This is a genomic window from Verrucomicrobiia bacterium, assembly GCA_035629175.1.
In the GTDB taxonomy this organism is placed as follows: domain Bacteria; phylum Verrucomicrobiota; class Verrucomicrobiia; order Limisphaerales; family DASXHY01; genus DASXHY01.
In genome coordinates this window covers 69,717-91,676 of record DASPIL010000098.1, presented here as the reverse complement: position 1 = coordinate 91,676, position 21,960 = coordinate 69,717, and the positions used below count along the sequence as shown (strand labels likewise).

General features: G+C 55.9%; 14 protein-coding genes, 2 tRNA genes and 2 rRNA genes. 2 read left to right on the top strand and 16 right to left on the bottom strand.

Annotation, left to right across the window (positions count from 1 at the left end):
- From VEH04_18200 to larE, 10 genes are all read right to left on the bottom strand, one after another.
- Positions 1-1,994, bottom strand: a 23S ribosomal RNA gene (locus VEH04_18200); the annotation flags it as partial.
- Positions 1,995-2,228: 234 nt separating this feature from the next.
- Positions 2,229-2,305: transfer RNA gene (locus tag VEH04_18195), tRNA-Ile, on the bottom strand.
- A 120-nt stretch (positions 2,306-2,425) separates the two neighbouring features.
- Positions 2,426-2,501 (bottom strand) — tRNA-Ala (locus tag VEH04_18190).
- A gap of 190 nt (positions 2,502-2,691) precedes the next feature.
- Positions 2,692-4,244, bottom strand: a 16S ribosomal RNA gene (locus VEH04_18185).
- 469 nt (positions 4,245-4,713) lie between these two features.
- Positions 4,714-5,790, bottom strand: a complete 1,077-nt coding sequence (locus VEH04_18180; protein ID HYG24706.1) for a general secretion pathway protein GspK — start codon at positions 5,788-5,790, stop codon at positions 4,714-4,716.
- Positions 5,787-6,458 (bottom strand): prepilin-type N-terminal cleavage/methylation domain-containing protein, encoded by a 672-nt coding sequence (locus tag VEH04_18175; protein HYG24705.1) that lies wholly within the window; start codon positions 6,456-6,458, stop codon positions 5,787-5,789. Before VEH04_18175 ends, VEH04_18180 begins: the two co-directional genes overlap by 4 nt.
- A gap of 5 nt (positions 6,459-6,463) precedes the next feature.
- Positions 6,464-6,892, bottom strand: coding sequence for a hypothetical protein (locus VEH04_18170; protein ID HYG24704.1), 429 nt, complete (start codon positions 6,890-6,892; stop codon positions 6,464-6,466).
- A complete protein-coding gene (locus tag VEH04_18165; GenBank protein HYG24703.1) occupies positions 6,889-7,401 on the bottom strand; it encodes a type II secretion system protein in 513 nt (170 codons plus the stop codon). Before VEH04_18165 ends, VEH04_18170 begins: the two co-directional genes overlap by 4 nt.
- Complete coding sequence (locus VEH04_18160; protein HYG24702.1) at positions 7,398-8,681, bottom strand: type II secretion system F family protein; 1,284 nt, start codon at positions 8,679-8,681, stop codon at positions 7,398-7,400. The genes VEH04_18165 and VEH04_18160 overlap by 4 nt, the downstream gene beginning before the upstream one ends.
- 48 nt (positions 8,682-8,729) lie before the next feature.
- Positions 8,730-9,611 carry an ATP-dependent sacrificial sulfur transferase LarE gene (gene larE, locus VEH04_18155; protein ID HYG24701.1) on the bottom strand — a complete coding sequence of 294 codons (882 nt, stop codon included), beginning with the start codon at positions 9,609-9,611 and terminating at the stop codon, positions 8,730-8,732.
- A gap of 91 nt (positions 9,612-9,702) precedes the next feature.
- On the opposite strand from larE, the gene VEH04_18150 reads away from it, so the two are divergent.
- Complete coding sequence (locus VEH04_18150; GenBank protein HYG24700.1) at positions 9,703-10,110, top strand: hypothetical protein; 408 nt, start codon at positions 9,703-9,705, stop codon at positions 10,108-10,110.
- 92 nt (positions 10,111-10,202) lie between these two features.
- Here VEH04_18150 and VEH04_18145 read toward each other — a convergent pair whose 3' ends face one another.
- The 4 genes from VEH04_18145 to VEH04_18130 form a co-directional block, all read right to left on the bottom strand.
- Positions 10,203-12,113, bottom strand: a complete 1,911-nt coding sequence (locus VEH04_18145; GenBank protein HYG24699.1) for an ABC-F family ATP-binding cassette domain-containing protein — start codon at positions 12,111-12,113, stop codon at positions 10,203-10,205.
- A 51-nt stretch (positions 12,114-12,164) separates the two neighbouring features.
- Positions 12,165-13,202, bottom strand: a complete 1,038-nt coding sequence (locus VEH04_18140; protein ID HYG24698.1) for an ROK family protein — start codon at positions 13,200-13,202, stop codon at positions 12,165-12,167.
- 147 nt (positions 13,203-13,349) lie between these two features.
- Positions 13,350-17,108 carry an autotransporter-associated beta strand repeat-containing protein gene (locus VEH04_18135; protein ID HYG24697.1) on the bottom strand — a complete coding sequence of 1,253 codons (3,759 nt, stop codon included), beginning with the start codon at positions 17,106-17,108 and terminating at the stop codon, positions 13,350-13,352.
- Between the two features lie 327 nt (positions 17,109-17,435).
- Entirely contained in the window at positions 17,436-19,040 is a 1,605-nt protein-coding gene (locus VEH04_18130) for a peptide chain release factor 3 (protein HYG24696.1), read from the bottom strand.
- A 218-nt stretch (positions 19,041-19,258) separates the two neighbouring features.
- Here VEH04_18130 and VEH04_18125 point away from each other — a divergent pair, with 218 nt between their 5' ends.
- The gene (locus VEH04_18125; GenBank protein ID HYG24695.1) at positions 19,259-19,747 is read left to right on the top strand and encodes a VOC family protein; all 489 of its coding nucleotides are present in this window, start codon (positions 19,259-19,261) and stop codon (positions 19,745-19,747) included.
- Positions 19,748-19,769: 22 nt separating this feature from the next.
- Here the strand turns inward: VEH04_18125 and VEH04_18120 are convergent, their stop codons facing one another.
- Together VEH04_18120 and VEH04_18115 are read right to left on the bottom strand one after the other, a co-directional pair.
- Complete coding sequence (locus VEH04_18120; GenBank protein ID HYG24694.1) at positions 19,770-20,810, bottom strand: arabinan endo-1,5-alpha-L-arabinosidase; 1,041 nt, start codon at positions 20,808-20,810, stop codon at positions 19,770-19,772.
- Positions 20,811-20,826: 16 nt separating this feature from the next.
- Positions 20,827-21,951 (bottom strand): lactonase family protein, encoded by a 1,125-nt coding sequence (locus tag VEH04_18115; protein ID HYG24693.1) that lies wholly within the window; start codon positions 21,949-21,951, stop codon positions 20,827-20,829.
- Between the last annotated feature and the right edge of the window lie 9 nt (positions 21,952-21,960).

Here is a 21,960-nt window from a genome sequence, read left to right as displayed (position 1 = left end):
CACCGCCGTTACAGTTTCGCCGAGATCCTCTCCGAGACAGTCGTTCAGTCGTTACACGATTCGTGCAGGTCGGAACTTACCCGACAAGGAATTTCGCTACCTTAGGACCGTTATAGTTACGGCCGACATTCACGGGGACTTGGCTACCGAGCTTCGCCTTGCGGCTAACCCAATAGTTTGATCTTTCCGCATTGGTCACGTGTCACACCCTATACGTCGTCTTGACGACTTTGCAGAGTGCTGTGTTTTTGTTAAACAGTCGCTAAACGCAATTTACTGAGACCCACCGAAGTGGGCACCTCTTCTCCCGAAGTTACGAGGCTAATGTGCCGAGTTCCTTAGAGAGGTCTCTCTCGCGCGCCTGAGTGCGCTTACACTCACCCACCTGTGTCGGTTTACGGTACGGGCCAGCAGGGGAACAACTGCAAGCTTTTCTCGGCACAGGAACCCACCAATACGCTTCGGGTTGCCCCTAGGCTCGACATTCGATTGTCTAATTGATGTCTTCCCATGCGTCACTCGCAGCCTTAACCCTGCCGGGCGCAGGAATATTTAACCTGCTGTGCATCGATTACGCCTTACGGCCTCATCTTAGCTCCCGGCTAACCCTGGGAGGACGAACCTGGCCCAGGAAACCTTGGGTTTACGGCGACCAGAATTCTCATCTGGTTTATCGCTACTCGTGTCTGCATTCTCACTAATCAGCGCTCCACAGTCCGTTTCCGTTCTGCTTCGCAGCACTGATTACGCTCTCCTACCACTGAATCCCGACGAATCGGAACTCAATCCATAGCTTCGGTATGTGATTTAATCGCCAATCATTTTCGGCGCGACATCGCTCGATGAGTCAGCTATTACGCACTGTTTAAATGATGGCTGCCTCTAAGCCAACATCCTCACTGTCTAAGCAACGTCACATCCTTTCCACTTAATCACATTTAGGCACCTTAGCTGATGGTCTGGGCTGTTGCCCTCTCGGCCATGGATCTTATCACTCATAGCCTGATTGCTGAGATAATGGGACCGGCGGAATTCGGAGTTTGATTGGTTTTGGCAGCCTGGTGGGGCCCCTAAGCCATTCAGTGCTCTACCTCCGCTGGGTACTTGCTCAACACTCGCCCTCAAGCGATTTCGGAGAGAACCAGCTATCACGGGGTTTGATTAGTCTTTCGCTCCTACTCTCAAGTCATCTCAGGATTTTTCAACATCCACGAGTTCGGTCCTCCACTGCATGTTACTGCAGCTTCAACCTGCTCAAGAGTAGATCACCTCCGCTTCGGGTCTATTGCCAGCGACTTGGTCGCGCTATTGGCACTCGGTTTCCCTTCGCCTCCGTTGCAAAACAACTTAGGCTGGCCACTGACAATAACTCGCAGACTCATTATGCAAAAGGCAAGCTGTCACCACTTGCGTGGCTCCAACACATTGTAGGCATATGGTTTCAGGAACTATTTCACTCCCCTAACAGGGGTTCTTTTCACCTTTCCCTCGCGGTACTAGTTCACTATCGGTTGCCAAGGAGTATTTAGCCTTATCCCGTGGTCGGGACAGATTCATGCAGAGTTTCACGTGCACCGCATTACTTGGGATGCCTCTAGACGGCTTTGAGTTTTCGCATACCCGGCTGTCACGGTCTATGGCCGAACTTTCCAGATCGTTCTGCTAACTCTCCACCTGTCACATTGAGGTCCCACAACCCCGGCAGGACAAGTCCTCCCGGTTTAGGCTTTTCCGCTTTCGCTCGCCACTACTTACGGAATCATTTCATTTTCTTTTCCTGCGGTTACTGAGATGTTTCACTTCACCGCGTGTCGCTTCGCCGGACTATGAATTCATCCGGTCGATAACCAGTGGTTAAACTGGCTGGGTTGTCCCATTCGGAGATCCACGGATCAAAGCCTGCTTGCGGCTCCCCGTGGCTTATCGCAACTTACTACGTCCTTCATCGCCTCTTGGCACCAAGGCATTCACCATAAGCCCTTAGTAGCTTGATCACAAAAGTTTACCTGTCATCCCTTCCGGAATGAACAGAAACTCAGCGAACTGTATTTGCCCTAGAATTTACCTATGTGTAGATGTCAAAGAACTTCCCGAATTGGAAAGGCAGGCTTTCACCCGCGTTTGCCATTCCGGTAAAATTGAATCATTTCGAATCGGAATCGAAATCGGCTCCGAATCTACTATGAATGGCTTGTTCTGCAAGTGGTGTCGAATCGATTTCGACGAAGTGGTGGGCGTGACTGGATTTGAACCAGTGACCCTGCGCTTATCAAGCGCATGCTCTAACCAACTGAGCTACACGCCCGGAAAATCCGGCTGGCCGAGCCGTAGCCCGCAGCCGTTTACTTCGGTGTGTGCTCAACCGTCCTCCGCCGCATTTGCGCCGGTGTGACAGCATCGCTCTTGCTTCGCTGCGAGCGAAGGCTGGTGGAGCTGAGGAGATTCGAACTCCTGACCTATAGCTTGCAAAGCTACCGCTCTACCAACTGAGCTACAGCCCCGCCATCGAATTTCAGTTGTGATCTGAAATTCCAAATTAACGGTCGAGTTCGATCTCTACCACTTGCCAAAGAGCATGACTGCTCATCGGAAAACTGAACTGTGCGATAAGGTATTGAACCTATCCGATTCTTTCGAATCGTTCGACCTCGGAAGTCTCGTTATGATCCGAGACCCGTGGTTTCTCCTTAGAAAGGAGGTGATCCAGCCGCAGGTTCCCCTACGGCTACCTTGTTACGACTTCATCCCAATCACCATCCATACCTTCGGCACCTTTTGAGGGGCGACTTCGGGTACAAACGGCTTTCATGATGTGACGGGCGGTGTGTACAAGGCCTGGGAACGTATTCACGGCGCCGTAGCTGATGCGCCATTACTAGCGATTCCAGCTTCATGCTGTCGAGTTGCAGACAGCAATCTGAACTGGGCCCGGTTTTTGGGGATTTGCTCCACCTTGCGGTCTTGCTTCCCTTTGTGCCGGGCATTGTAGTACGTGTGCAGCCCTGGCCGTAAGGGCCATACTGACTTGACGTCATCCCCACCTTCCTCCTCGTTGAAGCGAGGCAGTCTGTCCAGAGTGCTCCCAATTAAGGGGTGGCAACAGGACACAGGGGTTGCGCTCGTTGCGGGACTTAACCCAACATCTCACGACACGAGCTGACGACAGCCATGCAGCACCTGTGCAAGCTGGTATTGCTACCTCGTCCCACTTTCATGGTTCTACTACTTGCATGTCAAGGCCAGGTAAGGTTCTTCGCGTTGCATCGAATTAAGCCACATACTCCACCGCTTGTGCAGGCCCCCGTCAATTTCTTTGAGTTTTAATCTTGCGACCGTACTTCCCAGGCGGCATATTTAACGCGTTTGCTACGCCACAAAAGGGGTCGATTCCTTTTACAGCAAATATGCACCGTTTACAGCTAGGACTACCAGGGTATCTAATCCTGTTTGCTCCCCTAGCTTTCGTGCCTCAGTGTCAGGAATTGTCCAGGGACTCGCCTTCGCCACTGGTGTTCCACTTGATATCTACGCATTTCACTGCTACACCAAGTATTCCAGTCCCCCCTCCAATCCTCCAGCCGAATAGTATCCAATGCCATTTCCGAGTTGAGCTCGGAGATTTCACATCAGACTTACCCGACCACCTACGCACCCTTTACGCCCAGTGAATCCGAACAACGCTTGGGACCTCTGTATTACCGCGGCTGCTGGCACAGAGTTAGCCGTCCCTTCCTCTTTCGCTACTATCAACTCACGACATGTTAGGTCGTAAGCATTGTTCGCAAATGACAGGGGTTTACGGGCCGAAGCCATTCATCCCCCACGCGGCGTCGCTCCATCAGGGTTTCCCCCATTGTGAAAAATTCTCGACTGCTGCCACCCGTAGGTGTCTGGACCGTGTCTCAGTTCCAGTGTGGCTGGTCGTCCTCTCAGACCAGCTACCCGTCTTAGCCTTGGTGAGCCGTTACCTCACCAACTAGCTGATAGGCCGCGGGTTCATCGTGAAGCGTTAGGCCTTGCGGTCCCCAACTTTGAAAATCGGAAGATGCCCCCCAATTTTCACATCCGGCATTAGCTCGCCTTTCAGCAAGTTATTCCAGACTTCACGGCAGATTGCCCACGTGTTACGCACCCTTGCGCCACTCCGACCACAGAATATTGCTACCCTGTGATCAGCGTTCGACTTGCATGTCTTATCCACGCCGCCAGCGTTCGTTCTGAGCCAGAATCAAACTCTCCGTTGAAAAACGTTAGTTTAATTCCTGTCCGATGATTAATCGGACGAATTACAATTTTAAAACTCCTCACTGTGAGTTACTAACAACTCCCAGTGAAGGGGCTCTCACTTATCGCACAATTCAATTTTCAATGAGCAGCGAGTGTTTCCACTCAAAATCTGCGAGCGTTTCGCTCAAATTCCCCATCCTGGGGACAAAAAACCTGAGAGCCGGTTATTTTCTCTTTTCAACTCGGCCTCTCAGACCTTCGTTTATTGCGGCTTTAGATTACTTCAGCCGCCGCAACTGTCAACGAGTTTTTTCGAACTTTTTGTTCTTTCGAACCTTCGTTCGCTTCGCTGTCGCTCACTCGTTTCCGTTGCGAAGAACGGCAACACAATACCTGACCTCCGAACGGGTGCAAGCGATTTTTAAAAAATTCCGGGAGATTTTTTGCGCAGTGTAAAACCCCAATAAATACTGGCCTTTTTTACGACTACTCCCATCGAAAACTCAGGATCTGAACGTCGCGCGGTGGCGTCCGGGCAAGTGTTGCATGAAAGGTTTTCCGATAGTTTCCGAGCGTTGCTTCAACGACCACCTCGAACACACTGCTGCGGACTGTTCCAAATTGGGTGCATTGTTGCGCCACGGCCTGGTTCACAATCATTCCGGCCTCACCCGGACTGCGAAATGGCAAGTCGTCCTCGGTCCCATCCACGCCATCAGGTCCGGCTCTTTGCTGAACAATCTGCGCCGCACCGCTTTCATCGACCAACGGAATGATCTGCAAGGTCTGCGCAGAAGCTGTGTTCACGTTAATGCGACCGTTCGAAAGGGGCGTGAACACATCAACAAAACCCATCGGATAAACCGGCGCCTCCATCGGGCGGCCCCAGCGGTCCACCGGTTGAAATGCAGCCACAATATGATTTGATGAGGCTGATCCCCAGTACATGTCCAGGGTGACGCCCCGCACCAGAAGCAATTCAGAGAGGTCATCCATCGGACGATTCTTGGCAGAATACGGAGGCACCAGGCTTTCGTAGTGATCGCTTTCCGCACCATTCACGTGCGTGACGTCGTCGGGATCAATCCAGTCAATGATCGAAGCAGTGATTGCGGGAATTTCGCCAGCATCAACGCCAACGGCCGTTAATACCCGCTGCAAGATCTGTTCGTTCGCCTGGTTGATATTGAATTTCCTCTCATTATCCGTGATCCGTATCGAGACTGTTCCGTCACCGATCTGATAATTTTGAAGAGAAACCGCAGCGAGTGGACTGTTCGATGCAGCGAGCGTTCCCGTCCCGCCCGCCCATTTTTGATTCAATGCATCATACGGCTCGCCCGGGACCGCGGTTTGCTGGACCAACACCCAGCGGGCGAACTCAACGCCGGAACGTCCCAACCATATCAGGTCTGACTCCTGATTCGCGTTCATCGCGAGCTTCGTCTCCACCTTCATGCTGTAGGCGAAAGCTCCGATCAGAACGGACAAAACGAATATCGCCACCATCACGATGATCAGGGCAATCCCCCGTCGCGATTGGCTTCCTCGCTGCGATTTCATTGTATGGGTTGTTGCTGTGGTCCCGGCCGTTGCCAGTTGGGGGGAACCGCGATCGATGGAAGCGACACAATTCGGGTCAATGGTTCAGAACGCTTGCCATTCTTACTGAATTCGAGGGTAATCCGAACCATGGCCGGCAACTGGTTTGTTTGCGTCCATTCCTCGAGCCACTCGCCATTACGCCGATCCCAGAATGCAAATTCGAGTGCATGAACGGATTTTGCGAGGATCACGGGATGGTTCTCCTCGTCGATATCCATCTCCATTAATGGCGGGGTTTGCCGCAGGACAAGCTGCCGTTCGGAATCGGGCGCAGCTTCAAGGCCAAAGCTGACGCGCCTCACTGTGAAATCTCCAAATTTGGAACCCCGCGGGAACGAATACGGCACACTCGCCACGAAACTGAGGTAAGCTTTGTTGCCGCCCTGGCCCTCAAAAGCATACGCCTGGGCGTCTGCCGTAAACATGCGGGCGGAACTCAACGCGTCCTCGATCGTGCGCAACGCTATTCGGGAGCGCTGCACTTCCGCCGCCGCCTGCAATCCGACCCTGGAACCTTTCACCACCGCATTCCAACTCGAGTAAACCGACGCAATCACCAGAGTCAAAAGGAACAAAGACACCATCACTTCCAGCAGCGTGAACCCGCTGTATTTTCGTGAAGCCAAGTGTTTCATCGACGCGGCGCCCCCCCTGCCGGTGTCATCGTGGATTCGGGGCGGTAAAGGAGGATTGTCATTCGCGATTCCGGCGTGTTGCCGCTGCGGCGGAAGACACTCAGGTCGACCGCAAAAAGCCCGTTGGTTTCTGCAAGGAATGTTTCGGTGCGCCAGTTCAAGTCGCGGTAGTTGTCTCCCAAATCACGAAAATCCCCACTATCGACGCCTTCCGTCAGCTTGTTCGTCAGCGACAATTGCGCCGCGAGCATCGATGCATCTGCTCTCACTTTTTGAAGTGCGCGTGCATTCCGCAATGTGTTCGCAAGAAGTCCAAGCACGGCGAAGAGACAGACGAAGAGAATTCCTGACGCAATCATCACCTCGAGCAACGTAAAAGCGCGGGTGCCGGCGCTTGAAGCCGAATGATGCGTCACGGTATTCATCGCCATTTATTTGGATCGCTGTCGACTGAAACCATTGCAGTCGTAAGCTCGACGGAGATCTTTCTCCACTGGTGCTCGTCCGATTGCAGGATCAAGGTCAGTTCGTCGCTTGTGCCGTTTGGATAAAAGCGGACCCGAGCAACCTCAGCATCACGGTATTCCCGCAGGTTAATGTCCAGCATTTCGATCCGCGCCGCCTCAATCCGCGCACTGCGAGATGTGCCTCCTCCGACAACATGACAGGTTCCCTCCTGCGGATGAAACACCACTTCGGTCATGCGGCTTTGGAGAATCGCCTGGCGTCGCGCAGACTCACACACCTCCTGGATATCGCTGACCGTTTTGCGAAAGCCTTCCTTCCGCAGTGCGTTGTAGAACGTCGGAACGCCCGCCGCCATAATCATGCCGATGATCGCGACGACCACCATGATCTCGATCAAAGTGAACGCCTTGTAAGGACCACCGATCCGTTGCGCCACGGAAGTGCCGATATGGTGACGCAGGTTCATCGGCCGGCGCTTTCGCTGATGCTGGAGATCAGCTTGAACATGGGTAAAAGCACGCTGATCAGGAGGAACCCAACGACGACCGCCATCAGGATGATCAACACCGGTTCGATGAGGTTTGTCATGGCACGAAGGCTGACTTGCAGTTCGCTTTCGTAGGTATCAGCGATGTTCGACAAGGCGCCCGGCACATCGCCTGTCTCCTCCCCAATTTTCACCAGGTCGACCATGAGCTGAGGAAAAATGCGGCTTCGCGCCAGCGGTTGAGCCAAGGTCTTTCCGTCCGTTACCTCTTCTCGAGCTTTCGCCACGGCCTCCTTGATGATGTGATTGGGCATCACTTGTTCCGTGATCCGCAAAGCCGTCAGCACTGGAACGCCGTTGTGCAGCAGCGTTGAGAGGGTGCGGGCGAATTGGCCGAACAAATTCAGGCGAACCACCTTGCCGAATACCGGCAGCTTCATCTTCCACTCGTCTATTTTGCGCTTTCCGGACGCGCTGTTCCGGAACTTGCCTATCATGATCGCCAACGCGGCCGAGCCGAGCAGGACGAGCCACCAGAAGGTTGTGACCGCGTGACTGAAGCCAATCAGCATTCGAGTGGGCAACGGCAGTTCGACCTCAAACCCCTCGAACATTTCCATGAACCGCGGAAGCATGAAAACAACAAAAAATCCGATCATCAGAATTCCCACCCCGCAAACAAGCGCAGGGTAGATCATCGCCGAAAGGAACTTCGATTGAACCTCCGCGAACTGTTGAAAGTGCGCTGCCATCCGGCGCAATACATCGACCAGCGCGCCACTCGATTCTCCGGCCCGCACCATGTTGATATAGAGGTCGGAAAAGATAACAGGCTGCTTCGCCATAGCATCGGAAAGGCCGCGTCCCTCCATGACCTCCTGCCGCAAATCCTTGCTCACCGACTTGGGAATGCCTTTCGATTCCAGGTGGCTCATGCTGTGGAGAGCCACCGTCAATGGCATTCCCGAATTGAGCAGATTCGCCATCTGTTGAGTGAAGGTCGCCAACTCCTGAAGCTTCGGCTTTCGTTGCCGCGTTAGCGAATCCCTCATCGAGGCGGGGAGAAGCGACGAGAGATTGATCCGCGCTCCGCTCTTTGAAGCCATGTGCCCTGGGGTTCCCTTCGCGGTCTCAATGGCGATCGGAAACAACCCAAGCCGCTCGATCTGCATCACCGCAGCGGGCCGATCGACGACGTCCAAGACGCCCTCAACCATTTCGCCCGACCGCCGTCGGGCCTTGTAAGAGAACTGGGGCATAGCAATCCTGATTAAACGCTCACGTTGGAATAAAGTTGCGCTGCAACGTCACTTGGCAGCCGATTTCAGTTCCGCGGCCGCCGGCAATTGTTGGTTCAAACTTCCGCGGCGATACCCTTGCAGGTCCAGCGTCACGTGAGCGTAACCCAACTCCATGAGCTTGGCCGCGACGATCGATGCCTGTCCCTGCAGGAATTTAGCCAGCTCCGCCTGCCCGACTTCAATGCGCGCGAGATACATGGCTTTTTTCGGTGCCTGCACTGCTGGCGCACCAGAGATATTCGGAGACGGAAGTTCGTGATGTCTTACCCTGACGTCGTAAAATCCGAGATCCCGGAGCACGTTTTCGGCGGCCTCAATCATGTGCAGCTTCTCAGGCGTCACCACCTGACCGTAGGGGATGCGGGAGCTGAGGCAAGCCATTTGCGGCTTGTCCGCGGTGGGCAGTCCGAGCTGGGCCGAAAATTCGCGAATTTCAGTTTTCGTCAAACCTGCTTCTTTCAACGGCGCGCGAATCTCAAACTCCTTGGCAGCCTGCGCGCCGGGGCGATAATCCCCAACGTCGCTGGCGTTCTCCCCGTATGCGATCACAGCAAAATTTTCTGTTCGGGCGAGTGGAACAAGCTCCGTGAATAACTCGTGTTTGCAGAAGTAACACCGGTTGTCGGGATTCGCGGTATAACTGGGATTCTCAAACTCGTTGGTTCGGATTACTCGGACGGGGAAGTCAAAACGGATTCCCAACTCAAGAGCTTCCTGCAATTCCCGGCGCGGGAGACTGGGCGAGTCTGCAATGGCAGCAAGCGATTTGTCGCCCAGCACCTCGCGAGCGACCTTCGCCAGAAACACGGAGTCCACACCGCCGGAGTACGCTACCAGGCAGGATCCGTACGACCGCAACAAGGCGCGAAGTTGTTCAAGTTTTTCCACAGAATTAAAATGGCATCTGCCACGGGGAATGTCGAGCCGCCGGAGGCATCTATCCACTTGACGCACTTCTGGGATGTGTTTGCATGCACGCATGAATATTCGATTTCTCGCGGGCGTCTTGGGCGCAGCAATCATCGCAACAGGTTGCGTGGAAACCGTGACTGGCCGAAAAACAGCCGCGGTTCCTTTTGTGAAAGACCGCATTGAGTCGCGATACGAGCGGCCCGCCGACCAGGTATTTCAGGCCGCAAAGGAAGTCGTTGCCTACAACGGGACCCTTGTGAACGAAGGCATCGTTTACGGTCAAACCAACGCCATTGGCAATATCATCCGCACGGTTGAAGGCAAGGTAAACCAGCGGACGGTTTGGGTGCGCATCGAGCAGGTGGAACCCCAGGTCACCGGCCTGGCTGTCCAAACCCGCACATCAAGCGGCGGCTCGGATATTGAACTTGCGGCTGAAATCGACAAGCAAATCGCGCTGCGACTGGTTCGCTGACGGCCAGCGGCAGTCAGCTTTTCTACAGATCGACCGCCGGTCGAATGCACGCGCGAAGGGTCCTCAACCACAGGCAACGGATTTGATTCCTTTCAGTCCCCATTGGCGGTCCAGGCTGCCCTGACCGCCTCCAACTCCTGCCAGCGGCCGTATAACTGATTCAGCTTCTCCTTGTTGGCCGCCAGCTCCGCGAGCAGCCGCGGTGTTTCCGCTGCATGAGTGCGGTGGAATTCCGGAGAGGCGAAGAGGGTTTCTATCCGCTTGATGTCTTCCTCCGCGGCGAGAACCCGGGATTCCATCTGCTCCAACTCGCGACTTTCCTTGAATGAGAGCTTTCGAGGTCGTGATGCCTTGCCAGACGCCGCGGCCGCGCTCGCAGTCGTCTTGTTGGTCGAAATAATTGCCGCGCTTTGACGCCCCGCTGAAGCTTGCGCGCGCTTCTTCTTTTCAGCGTAGTAATCGTAATCTCCCACGCTGTGGCAAATTCGCTCATCTCCTTCAAAGGCGAGAATGTCGGTGCAGACGCGATTCAGAAAATAACGGTCGTGACTGACAACACAGACAACTCCCGGGAAAGCGATCAGCGCTTCCTCGAGCACCCGCAATGTCGGCAGGTCGAGATCGTTGGTCGGTTCATCCAGGATCAAAAAGTTGCCGCCGCTCTTCAAAATTCGCGCGAGCAATAATCTGCTGCGTTCTCCTCCGCTCAGATGCTTCACCTGCATGCTGATCCGGTCATCAGCAAAGAGAAAGCGCTTCAAGTACGCGCGGAGCGATAGTTTCGACTCACCCCATTGAACAAACTCGCTCCCGTCGGCGAGCTCATCCAGCACGGTGCGCTCGTCATTCAACTGCAATCGGCCCTGGTCCACATAATTGAACCGCGTCAACTGGCCGATCTTTACGGTTCCTTCAGTAGGTTGAAGCTGGCCGATGATGATTCTCAGAAGCGTCGTCTTACCCAGCCCATTGCGTCCACAGACCCCGATTCGCTGCCCATTCTCAAACGTGAAATTAAACCCGCTGAACAACCGTCGTTCGCCAAGAGTCATGCCAAGGTTTGACAACTCGACGGTGCGATTCCCCAGTGGCGGGGGTGGCGGAATTACCAGTTCAACTTCTTCGTCAGCCGCAGGCCCGCCCTGCGCAGCCACCTCGTAATAGCGCTCGAAACGATTCTTCGCCTTGGAACGCTGCGCTCGCGGGCCAGTGCGCACCCACTCGAGCTCCTTCTTCAGAAACATCTGCCGCTTGTGCTCCAGCGTTGCGTCTGCCGCCTGACGCTCCGCTTTGGCGAGCAGATAATCGGTATAATTTCCCTCGTGCCAAAAGAATCTGCCGTCGCTCAGCTCCACCATGCGGTTGACCACCTCGTCCAGAAAGTAACGATCATGGGTCACGACGAGAAATGTCCCGGAAAACCCTTCCAGAAATTCCGCCACCCATTCGATCGACTCCGGATCCAGATGGTTCGTCGGCTCGTCAAGGATGAGGAAATCAGGGCGCGAAACGATTGCCCGCGCGAGGGCCACCCGCCTTTTTTCACCACCCGAAAGAGATGAAATAGAGCGCTCGCCGTCAGGGCAGTTCAAGTGCGCGAGCGCAGTTTCGATGCGAGAATCGAGGGTCCACCCTTCCAGCGCGTGAATGCGATGTTCCAGCTGCTCATGACGGCTGGAATCCGCCGGAAGCGACTCGAATTCATCTATCAAATCCAAGACGTGGCGAGCACCGGACCGTACGTTTCCGCGGACATCGAGCGCAGGATCCAATGTGAAATCCTGGGAAAGGTAACTGATAACGAGATCGCGTCGGCGGCTCACTTCGCCGGAATCGGGTTCAAGCAAACCGGCAAGAAGCTTCAGGAACGTTGTCTTTCCCGATCCATTTCGACCAACCAGGCCGATGCGCTCACCCTCTTGGATTCCCAGTGTCGCACCATTGAGCACGGCACGGTCGTGGTAACGAACAACAATATCTGTGGCAGAAATGACCTGGGACATTCCGGATAGCCTAGCTTGCCGCGCGCGCGACGCAAATCGGGACTGGGTTTATCACGGCTTTTCCCGATACAAAGCCACCAACGCAGCCCCGATAGCTTGCGACAAATCCCCCAATACAGCCGGCACAATCCGAAGGGTCTTTCGTTGCTGTGCCCAGATGTATGGCTCCGCGGCCTCGCGCATCTTGCGCAGGTATCGTTCGCGAAAATCCGGCGTCGTCGCCTCGGGATCCATCAGTCCGCCGCCGATAACAACAATTCCGGGATCGAGAGCCATCGCAAGATTGGCGATGTGGAGACCCATTGCCCGTGCCTGAAAATCAAAAATGTCGAGGGCGAGCGGATCGCCCTTCTGTGCCCTGCTGCGAAGCGACAGCGCTTTTTCCTTGGCGGTTCCCGGAGCAGTTGCGAGTTCGTGACTCGGATGCGCTGGCAATTTCTCGGCGAGAAGTTGAGGCAACCCGGAGATCGTTGTGTAGGCTTCGATACAACCCCAATCCTTGCCGCAACCGCACGTGAATGGCTTGACGCCCAACAAGTGCAGCGGCGCAGGCATGTGGCCAGCCTCCATGCCCGCCAGGGTATCGCCGTCGAGCGGGAGGCCATTCTGATCAATGTAAGCGCAGCCCAAGCCTGAACCCGGCATCAGCATCAGGACTGACGCCCTCGAATCGCCACGCGCATAACGCGCCTCCCCCACTCCGCCGAAGTTTCCGTCGTTGCCAACGATCAGCGGCACATCGCGTCCCGCGGCTTGCGCGAGCGCCTTGCTGTAAGCCGTGTGAACGTCCCACCCGGCAAAGCTCGCTGGCAGGTTCGCGGATTTGTCCAGAATGCCGTACCCGAGGTACGGCCCCGGAATGGCCAGCCCCGCCCCGCGCACCTGATCCCAACTCAGCCCATTCTGTTGCAGAAAAATGCCGATGGATTCAATCCAGCTCGCGATGACAGCATCGGGCCCGTTCTGTGAATTGGTGGGCCGTTGGAGCAGTTTAGTCGAGATTGCCTCACCGTTTTCCCAGACGCCATTCACCTTGGATGTCGTAGCGCCGCCGTCGGTGCCAATATAGATAGGTTTGCTAGTGCTCATGCATGTGAGTCGTTGAATCGCCGCGGGATTGTGTTTTGCGCAACCGCAAAAGGGAAGCCGGGAAATTTCGTTCCGGTGGTTCAACGCCTCGCTGGAAACAAAAAACCGCCGCAGTTTGCCTGCGGCGGTTGTGAGTTCGAAGCACGATTACGGAGCGCGGAGCCGAAAAAAGGCGGCAGGCGCGGCGGGGTCGATCACAATGTTGGTCGACGTCATCGCGGCGCTGCCCGCGACATCGACCCAATTCGTCGCCAACCCCGTGCTCAAGCTGTTGGTTTGAGCCTGCAGTATCCAGCCTGCGTATTCAGCCGGCCAGTTGAGCATCAGGCTGTTGCCCATCCGGCTGAAGCCCAGGGTGGTGGGAATAGTCGGAACTGGGTTCGCGACCTGAATGACGCCCGTGCCGCCAACGAACGGGCCGCTGTTCGCACTGCTGTAGAACCCAACCGGCTGGCTCACACCGTTCAACACGAGCGCAGCCACCCGGTTCGTTCCGACATAATCCAATTGCAACACTGCGCCACTGTTCACAGTGACGGTCGATCGTGGAGCATTCAACGTGTTCGTACTTGTAAGCGTGAGATTTCCTGACGCGATCGTCAGGTTCAACCTGCGTGCTCCGTCTCGAACTGAACCGGTGAAGGTCGATTGATTCGGAGTCGCGTAGGTCAACGTGGAATCCGCAACCAGGCTGCTGTTGGTGATCGCCACACCCGCGCTGAGACCTGCAATCGCTTGGTTGAAGCCTGCAAGGTCGAATCGCGAATTGTCGGTGATCACGGACGCCGTCGGCAACGCGTTGTTCGCTCCCAATCGCAGGGTGCCGTTCACGATGCGGCTGGTGCCCCAAGTGTTGCCTGTCGAGGCGATGACCCACGTGGCACCGTCGTCCACCTGGATCTGGCCTTCGGGTGCCAGGGCAACAGTTCCAGATAGGATGCCGGTGCCCGTGCCGTTCCCTCGAATGTTAATCTTTCCAGGGAAGCTTGCGTCCGCTGTGACGTTCCCACTGATCACAAAGGTCGAGTTCGCATCAACTCCAAAGCCGACCTGGTTGCCTGGGTCGGAATCGCCAGTCAAGGTGATGGGCCCGCTCCAGACATTCGTCACGCCAGCGCCCGTGCCGACGAGTGCCGAACGAACGGTTCCGGAACCGGAAGACGGCAACGTGAGCGACTTCGTTGCGGGAATGGTCACGCCGCCGGACAGAGTGACGCGCGTGCCGCTAAGGCCCGGGCCGCCCGTCGTGCTCGTGAGCGTTACCTGCGAGTTGCCGAGCGCATTATTATTGGCAAGGATCAACGTCCCGGAGTTGATGGAAAGACCGCCACTGAACGTGTTCGAGCCCGCCAGCGTAAGGGTTCCACTTACATTTTTGATCAGAGCGCCAGGGCCGCTGACCTGGTTCGAGAACACCATTGTGGAACCGCCGTCGACCTGGACGGCAGTGTCACTGTTCAACGCGACGGTGCCATTGATCGTAAAGACCTGATTTCCACCGTTGCGCAGTGCCATGGTGGTTGTGTCCGCTGGATTGAGGACAATGTTTTCATCGATCGCGCGCGCATTAAAGGCATTCAATTGGCCGCTCCCTTGCACAATCGTGGCGCCATTCGTTGCGCCAAGCGCTGCGTTGTGCGCCACCTGGACCGAACCGCCGCTGATCACCGTGACGCCCGTGTAACTGTTGCTTCCGGACAATACCGTGCTTCCAGCAAAGTTCGAGAGACTGCCCGAACCGACGATTGAATTGGTGATCGTCAGGGTGCCGACGCGGTTGATAGCCAGCAGCGCATTGTTTGTCACAGGCCCGCGGCCCAGTGTTCCTGCCGCACCCGCATACATTCCCGCGGGATCGCCGAGTTGCAGGATGCCGCCATTGATCACCGTGGCGCCGGTATAGGAATTTGTGTTATCCAGGACGAGTGTTCCCGTTCCGCTCTTTGTCAGGCTGCCGGTCAGCAGGCCGCCACCCGTGAACGTATAGTTTTGCGAGCTGTTCACCACGACCGACGACGGTGAGAGATCCCCGGCCAGGTTGACCGGCGGAACGCCGGACCCCGTATTGTCAAACGTCACCGCGTCCCCAGTAAAGAACGGCTGCGGAGTTCCATTCAGTCGAAAGTTAGGGGTAATCCCGAGGTCCCACACGTTTGCAGTTCCGTCACCCTGCCAGGTCAGTGCCTGGGGCACATGGGTCACGACGAGTTCAATAGTTCCCGCTGCGACGTTGTTATTTAGCGCGAAACCAGGCGGCACCGTCAGATTGGCCAGGTTTCCAGAGAACGTTCCGTAATCAAATAACGTGTAAGTGCCCACAGCCGGGGTGCCGATAACATTCACGGTGGCTGGACCCGCGGCATTCAACTGGCCGGAAACTGTTACGAGGTCATTAACGCCGGCGCCTGGTGTGGTGGCGCCGCTCAGTTGAAAATTCACGGTTCCGCCGTTCAACGTGAGATTTCCATTTACAGCGAGCGTCCCGATTCCCGCTCCAGGATCGATTGTGGCACCTGCGCTGTCGGAAACAGTTCCGTTGACAGTCCCGCCGCCAGTGAGGACCTGGCCGCTGTTCAGAAGCAGGCCGCTCCCGCCCACGTTCAACACCGCGTTGGATGCGATGTTAACAACCGGGCTGCTGATGAAGACGTTCCCGATCAGGGACAGAACACCTTCGTTCACGAACGTGCTGCCGCCGTAGAACGCTCCGCCGTTGATAGCCAGAGTGCCGGGACCTTGCTTCGTGAGGCTGCGCAAGCCGCCATCATCAGTGATGGCGCCGACTGTGAGTGTCTGGTTCGATACCGTCACCGCGACATTGGCGTTCAGGGCGGCACCTCCGGTCCCCATGTCGAGGTTGCGAGTTCCAACAAAGGAGAAGTTACCGGTCCATGTTTGCGGATTGTTGTTAACCAGCGTTATGTCTCCGCCGCTGGCATTGTCCAAAAGCGCACCAGCGTTCAACGTGAGCGTTCCGAAACCGAGGGCCGTTGGACTTTGAAGGTTGAGCCGCCCTGCGGAAACCGTCACCCCGCCAAAGAACTCGTTGTTCGCGCCGGAAAGCGCCAGCGTTCCATTGCCCGTCTTCGTTAACCCACCAAAGCCCGAAAGGGGGCTGGATATGGTGAGAACCGAAACAGTATTCGTGTCGGGGTTGCTCACATTGATCGTGCCGCTGGCTCCGACATTGAGCCCGCGATTGGCGTCATCGATGGTGAATGTATTGGTGGTGCTGAGAATGCCGCCTTCGAACGCAAGTTGGTTCGGCACGAGCGTTGACGGGTTGCCGCCGAGATTCTCTTCTGCAATCACACTCAGCTTTCCAATGAGCGTGATCACGCCTGTGTAACCAGAGTTGTTCCCGCGCAGGTTCACGAATCGCGCCCCTGTTTCAGCAGGAGCATCGGTGGCTGGAATGGTCAGAGGGCCTGCGCCAGTGATGGGCGCCAGCACGAGAAGATCACCCTGCTTTGCCCACAACTCACCGCCATTGGGAGTGATGGTCAAGGTTCCCGCGAGCTGGAAGAGATCGGTGACCCCGTTCAGGTGATAAATCTGTCCCCCATCGAGCACCCAGTTTGCCGTAAGGACGCCGTTCGTTCCCAATCCTTTGTATCCTATCCCAGCCGAAGCGTCGGCCGCAGGAGTATTGTTAGCGGCGAGCGAATTGCCACCGAACGTGTAACTATTTCCATCCGCGGGGGTGCGCATGCGGAAGTTGCCGGTGAAGTAATCATTTCCAGGACTGGGAGGCGCGGCATTCTGCCATGTCCCCGATGTGTTGAAGGACGACTCTCCAAATGGGTCGTTCGCCGTCAGAGAGATGTCCGCCGCGGGCGCTGTCGCCACGCCGGCGCCGATGATTGCGCTTAGAAAGCCAAACCGTTTCAAGTGTGAACTGTTCATAAATGTTTTAAGGAGCGATGCCGAAATACAGGAAGCCTCGACCCGGAATGGACGAGCCCGAGTGAAGGAAGAACGGCACCACCGACCAGCCGCGAAGGAAGTTCCCTCCACAAACCGCGAATGAAACCGGCCCAACTCTCAGCAACACCATCGTTTCAGCACGAATCAGCCTGACACTCTAACACCCGCAACCATGGGGTCAATTGACTCAAATGGGTATTCAAGGTCGAGTTGAAGCCGACGAAACACTCGGCGAAGAAAATCGTGATTCGAAATGCGATTCCGATACCCCCGATTCTGCCAACCGTGGGTCACCCTCTCCGATGGTCAACTCTCGCGTGCGGTCTGCACCGGCTGTGCCGAAAGCTCAACCCCCTTGTTCGTATCGCTAAAATAATTCGCGGACCAGTCATTTTGAAACAGCACCACTGGATTTTTGCCCATGTCGTACGCCAGTCGCGCCCCAGTCGGCAGTGACAGTTGATCGAGTCGCTCCTCGTTGATATCCGTGGGCAGCCATCGCACAACCGTCCAGGGGGCGGATTCTAACCGCGATTCGGCCCCGTATTCGCTTTCCAGCCGATACTGCACCACCTCGAATTGCAAAGGTCCGACGGCGGCGAGGAGCGGGATTTTTTGGCCCGAGTCACGCACGTACAGGGCCTGGATCACGCCCTCCTGAAGCAGTTGCTCAAGGCCCTGTCGAAACTGTTTGTATTTGGCTGTGTTGGGATTGTGCAGATAGGCAAACGCCTCGGGAGTAAACCGCGGAATCTCCTTGTAGCTGATGCTCGGATCCGTTGTCAGCGTGTCGCCGATGCCAAAGCTGTCATGGCCGACGAGACCAATTACATCGCCGGGAAATGCCTCATCCACGGTTTCCCGTTCGTTGCCGAAAATCTTGTGCGAACTCGAAAGGCGAACCTTCTTCTCGGAACGCGAATGATGCACGGTCATGTCGCGTTCAAATTTGCCGGAACAAACGCGAATGAACGCAATGCGATCCCTGTGACGCGGATCCATGTTTGCCTGGATCTTGAAGATAAAACCGGAGAAGGCGGGATTTTCCGGTGAAACTTCGATACCCGCCATGACACGCGGCTTGGGCGGTGGCGAATGCTTTAAGAATCCATCCAGCAACAGCTGCACACCAAAGTTGTTGACGCCGCTGCCGAAGAACACGGGCGTTGTTTTCCCAGCCAGCACGGCAGCTTCGTCAAATCCGTGTCCCGCCATTTCGAGCATCTCGAGCTCCTCAACGGTTTTGCGAAAGGTTTCGTCGCTCAATCGATCGCGGATTTCCGCGTCTTCAATGCCGCCCACTGAAACGGGCGCACGATGCATTCCTCCAACCGTTCGTTCGAACAGGTGAAACTGCTTTGTTTGCCGATCATAAATGCCCTGAAATTCAAAGCCGTTCCCGATTGGCCAGTTTACCGGAAATGCGCCAATCCCCAGCACCCGCTCGAGTTCATCGATCAGCTCAAGGGGGTTCTTCATCGGGCGATCACACTTGTTCATGAACGTGAAGATCGGCACTCCGCGCTGGCGGCAGACCTCGAAGAGCTTGCGTGTCTGCGGTTCGATGCCTTTCGCGGAATCAATCACCATCACCACCGAATCCACTGCCGTCAGCACGCGGTACGTGTCCTCGGAAAAATCTTTGTGTCCGGGGGTATCGAGAAGGTTGATGCGATACCCGTTGTATTCGAACTGCAGGACCGTGGAGCTGATTGAAATGCCGCGCTTCTTTTCGAGTTCCATCCAGTCGGACGTCGTGGCGCGCTGATTCTTGCGCGCGGTCACGGAACCCGCCAACTGCACCGCGCCGCCGTACAACAGCAACTTCTCCGTCAGCGTGGTCTTGCCGGCATCAGGATGTGAGATGATGGCGAACGTGCGTCGTTTCTGAATTTCTTTGGCGATATCCACAAGGGGGCGGAAGGTAGCACAACCTGCCAAAGCAGTTCAAAGGGCAAAGTTCGGCCGCGGGCAATGCGGAATATTCCGGGTGATGAGCAGAATTCCGCAATGAGCCTACGGCGTAAACTTTTGTCCACGGCGAATCAGCCGTTTTGCATCGCTTGACGACCCCGGCAAACATGACGAGGATTCGACATTCCACTCGCCAACGTATGAATGAGCATCCTATGCAATCGAAACCAAATCCTATTCCCAAGGGCTTTCACTCTGTCACTCCATACCTTGCGATCAAGGGCGCCTCCGAAGCCATTGAGTTCTACAAACGGGCGCTCGGCGCCACCGAACGGTTCCGATTACCTGGACCGGACGGCAAAACTGTCGGCCACGCCGAACTCGTCATTGGCGATTCCATAATCATGGTAGCGGACGAGTTCCCTGGGATGAATACATCGCCCACAACCGTGAAGGCCACCACCGTGTGCTTTGCGGTTTACGTTGAGAATGTCGATCAGGCTTTTGAGAAGGCCATCAAGGCAGGAGGAACCGTGAGATACCCTGTCGAAAATAAATTCTGGGGCGATCGCGCGGGAACATTTGAAGATCCGTTTGGGCATCAATGGTCGCTGATGACCCACGTCGAGGACGTGCCTCCGCACGAAATGGAACGCCGCATGAAGGAAGAATGCGGCAAGATGGCTGAGATGTCCAAGGGTTGAACCCCGCCCGCGCGCGGACGAATCAACGGCTGGCCGCCTTCGGCCAGCCGTTTTCCCAGACAACGGTTGAGATCTGCAGGCGCGACTGACCGTTGGTGCGATTGTAGGCATGGAACACCAGGTAATCCTTGCCCTTGTCACTAAAGAACGTTTGGTGTCCCGCCCCGGCCCACTTTTCCGATTGGGCTTCGATCACAGGCGTGCCGCCATCGTCAGCCAGACGCCTGCCGTCGCGATCCACGTAGGGTCCCGTCACCTTGCGCGAGCGGCCAACCTTCACGTTGTAAGTGCTGTTGGTTCCGCGACAGCAGAAATCGTACGACGCAAACAAGTACCAGAAACCGCCGCGCTTGATGATAGTAGGCGACTCGATTGCGCCCTCCACCGGCGGCGTCTTGTGTTCTTCGACGCGCGGGCGGCTCGCCAGGACGTAAAGATTGGTATTGCTCGATGACGCCTTCCCCGTCTTTGGATCGATCTCGCGCATCATAATGCCGCCCCAAAAACTTCCCCAGCAGAGCCATGCACGTCGTCCATCAAGAACCAGGTTTGGATCAATCGCATTGAAATCAGTGACCCCGGGCCGTGAACGGATGACAAGTCCCTGATCGATCCATCGGTAGCGTGGGTCGTTGCGATCAAGCGTCTGGTTCACCGCCAGACCGATTGCAGATTCGTTCACACCGAAGCTCGAGAGCGAATAATAAAGATGATATTTCCCGTTGTAGAAGGAGATGTCAGGGGCCCAGGAGCCGCGCGCGCGCGCGATTTCGTTCGTCGCCCATTCGGGCAACCTTTCAAAAACGCTGCCGCAGCGTTCCCAATGGAGCAGGTTCGTTGAGCACCGAATCGGAATGATGTCCCCGCGCGGTCCGCCTCCCGTCGAGAACAGAAAATATTGATCCTTCTCGCGAATGAGGACGGGGTCATGCACGGCCCGGTCGCCAGTCAATGGAAGCAGGATTGGCGCTTCACCCCTGGCGCCGTCACGCGGCGATTGGCAGCCATTATTCAGGCAAACAGCGCCGCAGAGAATCAATGCGGGGAGGAACTTTTTGTTCATAAAGGTTTCATCTGGATTATTCGCAACGAACGAACACCGCGCAAACCGGAGAGGCGACTGCCATTGAATTGCTCGAACGTTTCAACGTTCCCGTCGCCAGATCAATCCCGAACACCACAACCGAATTCCCAGACTGATTTTCCACCAGCATCCAATGCCCGGTCGGATCGACCACAAAATGTCGCGGCGTTCGAATTCCGGCCGTTTGATGCGCAACGAATCGCAGCTTGCCTGCAGGCTCAACCGCGAATACGGCGATGCTGTCGTGCCCGCGGTTGGATGCATACACAAATTTCCCGGATGGATGAACCGCGATTCCAGCCGCTGTGCTCTCGCTTGTGAACGATTCCGGAAGGCTGGAGATGCTTTGCACTTCAGACATCGCCCCGTTGGATGAATCGTAATGGAAAACTGACACCGTGTTATTCAGTTCGTTGATCACATAGACGCACTTCCCGTCCGGGGAAAACGCGAGATGACGCGGTCCTGCGCCCGGTTTCGTTCTCGCCCTTTGGACAGCGGTAGAGGACAGTTGAATGGGATCGCTGTTCGACGCAGCCCGGAAGCTGTATGACACGATTTGATCCAGACCCAGGTCACAGACGTGCGCAAATCGATCATCTGGCGAGGCTGTGATGAAATGCGCGTGTGCAGCCGCTTGGCGGGAATGCACACTCGATCCATTATGCTGAATCGTCGAACTGGCGGGTGCGATGGTTCCGTCGGGGCGCAGCGGCAACAACGAAATGCTGCCTCCGCCGTAGTTTGCGACGAGAGCCGCCGTCCCTGCATGATTGATGGAAACATGACACGGCCCTCTTCCGCCCGAACTCTCCTGATTGAGCCGCGTCAAGGCGCCCGACGTGGCGTTCACTGAAAAGGCGGTGACCGACCCGCCGGAGTCGAGCTCTCCCGCTGCATACAGGGTTTTCGCGGACGGATGCATTGCAAGAAAACTTGGATTCTGAATCTCTGCCGCGAGCTCCGGCGATGTCAGGGTGCCTTCCTTGGAATCGAATCGTGAGCGGTAGATGCCGCGGCTTTCTCCCCTGGTGTAGGTGCCGAAATAAACATGGAACTCCTCAGCCGCTGCAGAAAAACCGCAGGCAAGAAGCAGGAGGAAACTGAAAAACCGATTCATAGGTGGATT

Coding starts and splice junctions, on each gene's coding strand:
- VEH04_18180 (HYG24706.1), bottom strand. CDS start 5,790: ATGAAATCGCAGCGAGGAAGCCAATCGCGACGGGGGATTGCCCTGATC.
- VEH04_18170 (HYG24704.1), bottom strand. CDS start 6,892: ATGAATACCGTGACGCATCATTCGGCTTCAAGCGCCGGCACCCGCGCT.
- VEH04_18165 (HYG24703.1), bottom strand. CDS start 7,401: ATGAACCTGCGTCACCATATCGGCACTTCCGTGGCGCAACGGATCGGT.
- VEH04_18160 (HYG24702.1), bottom strand. CDS start 8,681: ATGCCCCAGTTCTCTTACAAGGCCCGACGGCGGTCGGGCGAAATGGTT.
- VEH04_18150 (HYG24700.1), top strand. CDS start 9,703: ATGAATATTCGATTTCTCGCGGGCGTCTTGGGCGCAGCAATCATCGCA.
- VEH04_18145 (HYG24699.1), bottom strand. CDS start 12,113: ATGTCCCAGGTCATTTCTGCCACAGATATTGTTGTTCGTTACCACGAC.
- VEH04_18140 (HYG24698.1), bottom strand. CDS start 13,202: ATGAGCACTAGCAAACCTATCTATATTGGCACCGACGGCGGCGCTACG.
- VEH04_18135 (HYG24697.1), bottom strand. CDS start 17,108: ATGAACAGTTCACACTTGAAACGGTTTGGCTTTCTAAGCGCAATCATC.
- VEH04_18125 (HYG24695.1), top strand. CDS start 19,259: ATGCAATCGAAACCAAATCCTATTCCCAAGGGCTTTCACTCTGTCACT.
- VEH04_18120 (HYG24694.1), bottom strand. CDS start 20,810: ATGAACAAAAAGTTCCTCCCCGCATTGATTCTCTGCGGCGCTGTTTGC.
- VEH04_18115 (HYG24693.1), bottom strand. CDS start 21,951: ATGAATCGGTTTTTCAGTTTCCTCCTGCTTCTTGCCTGCGGTTTTTCT.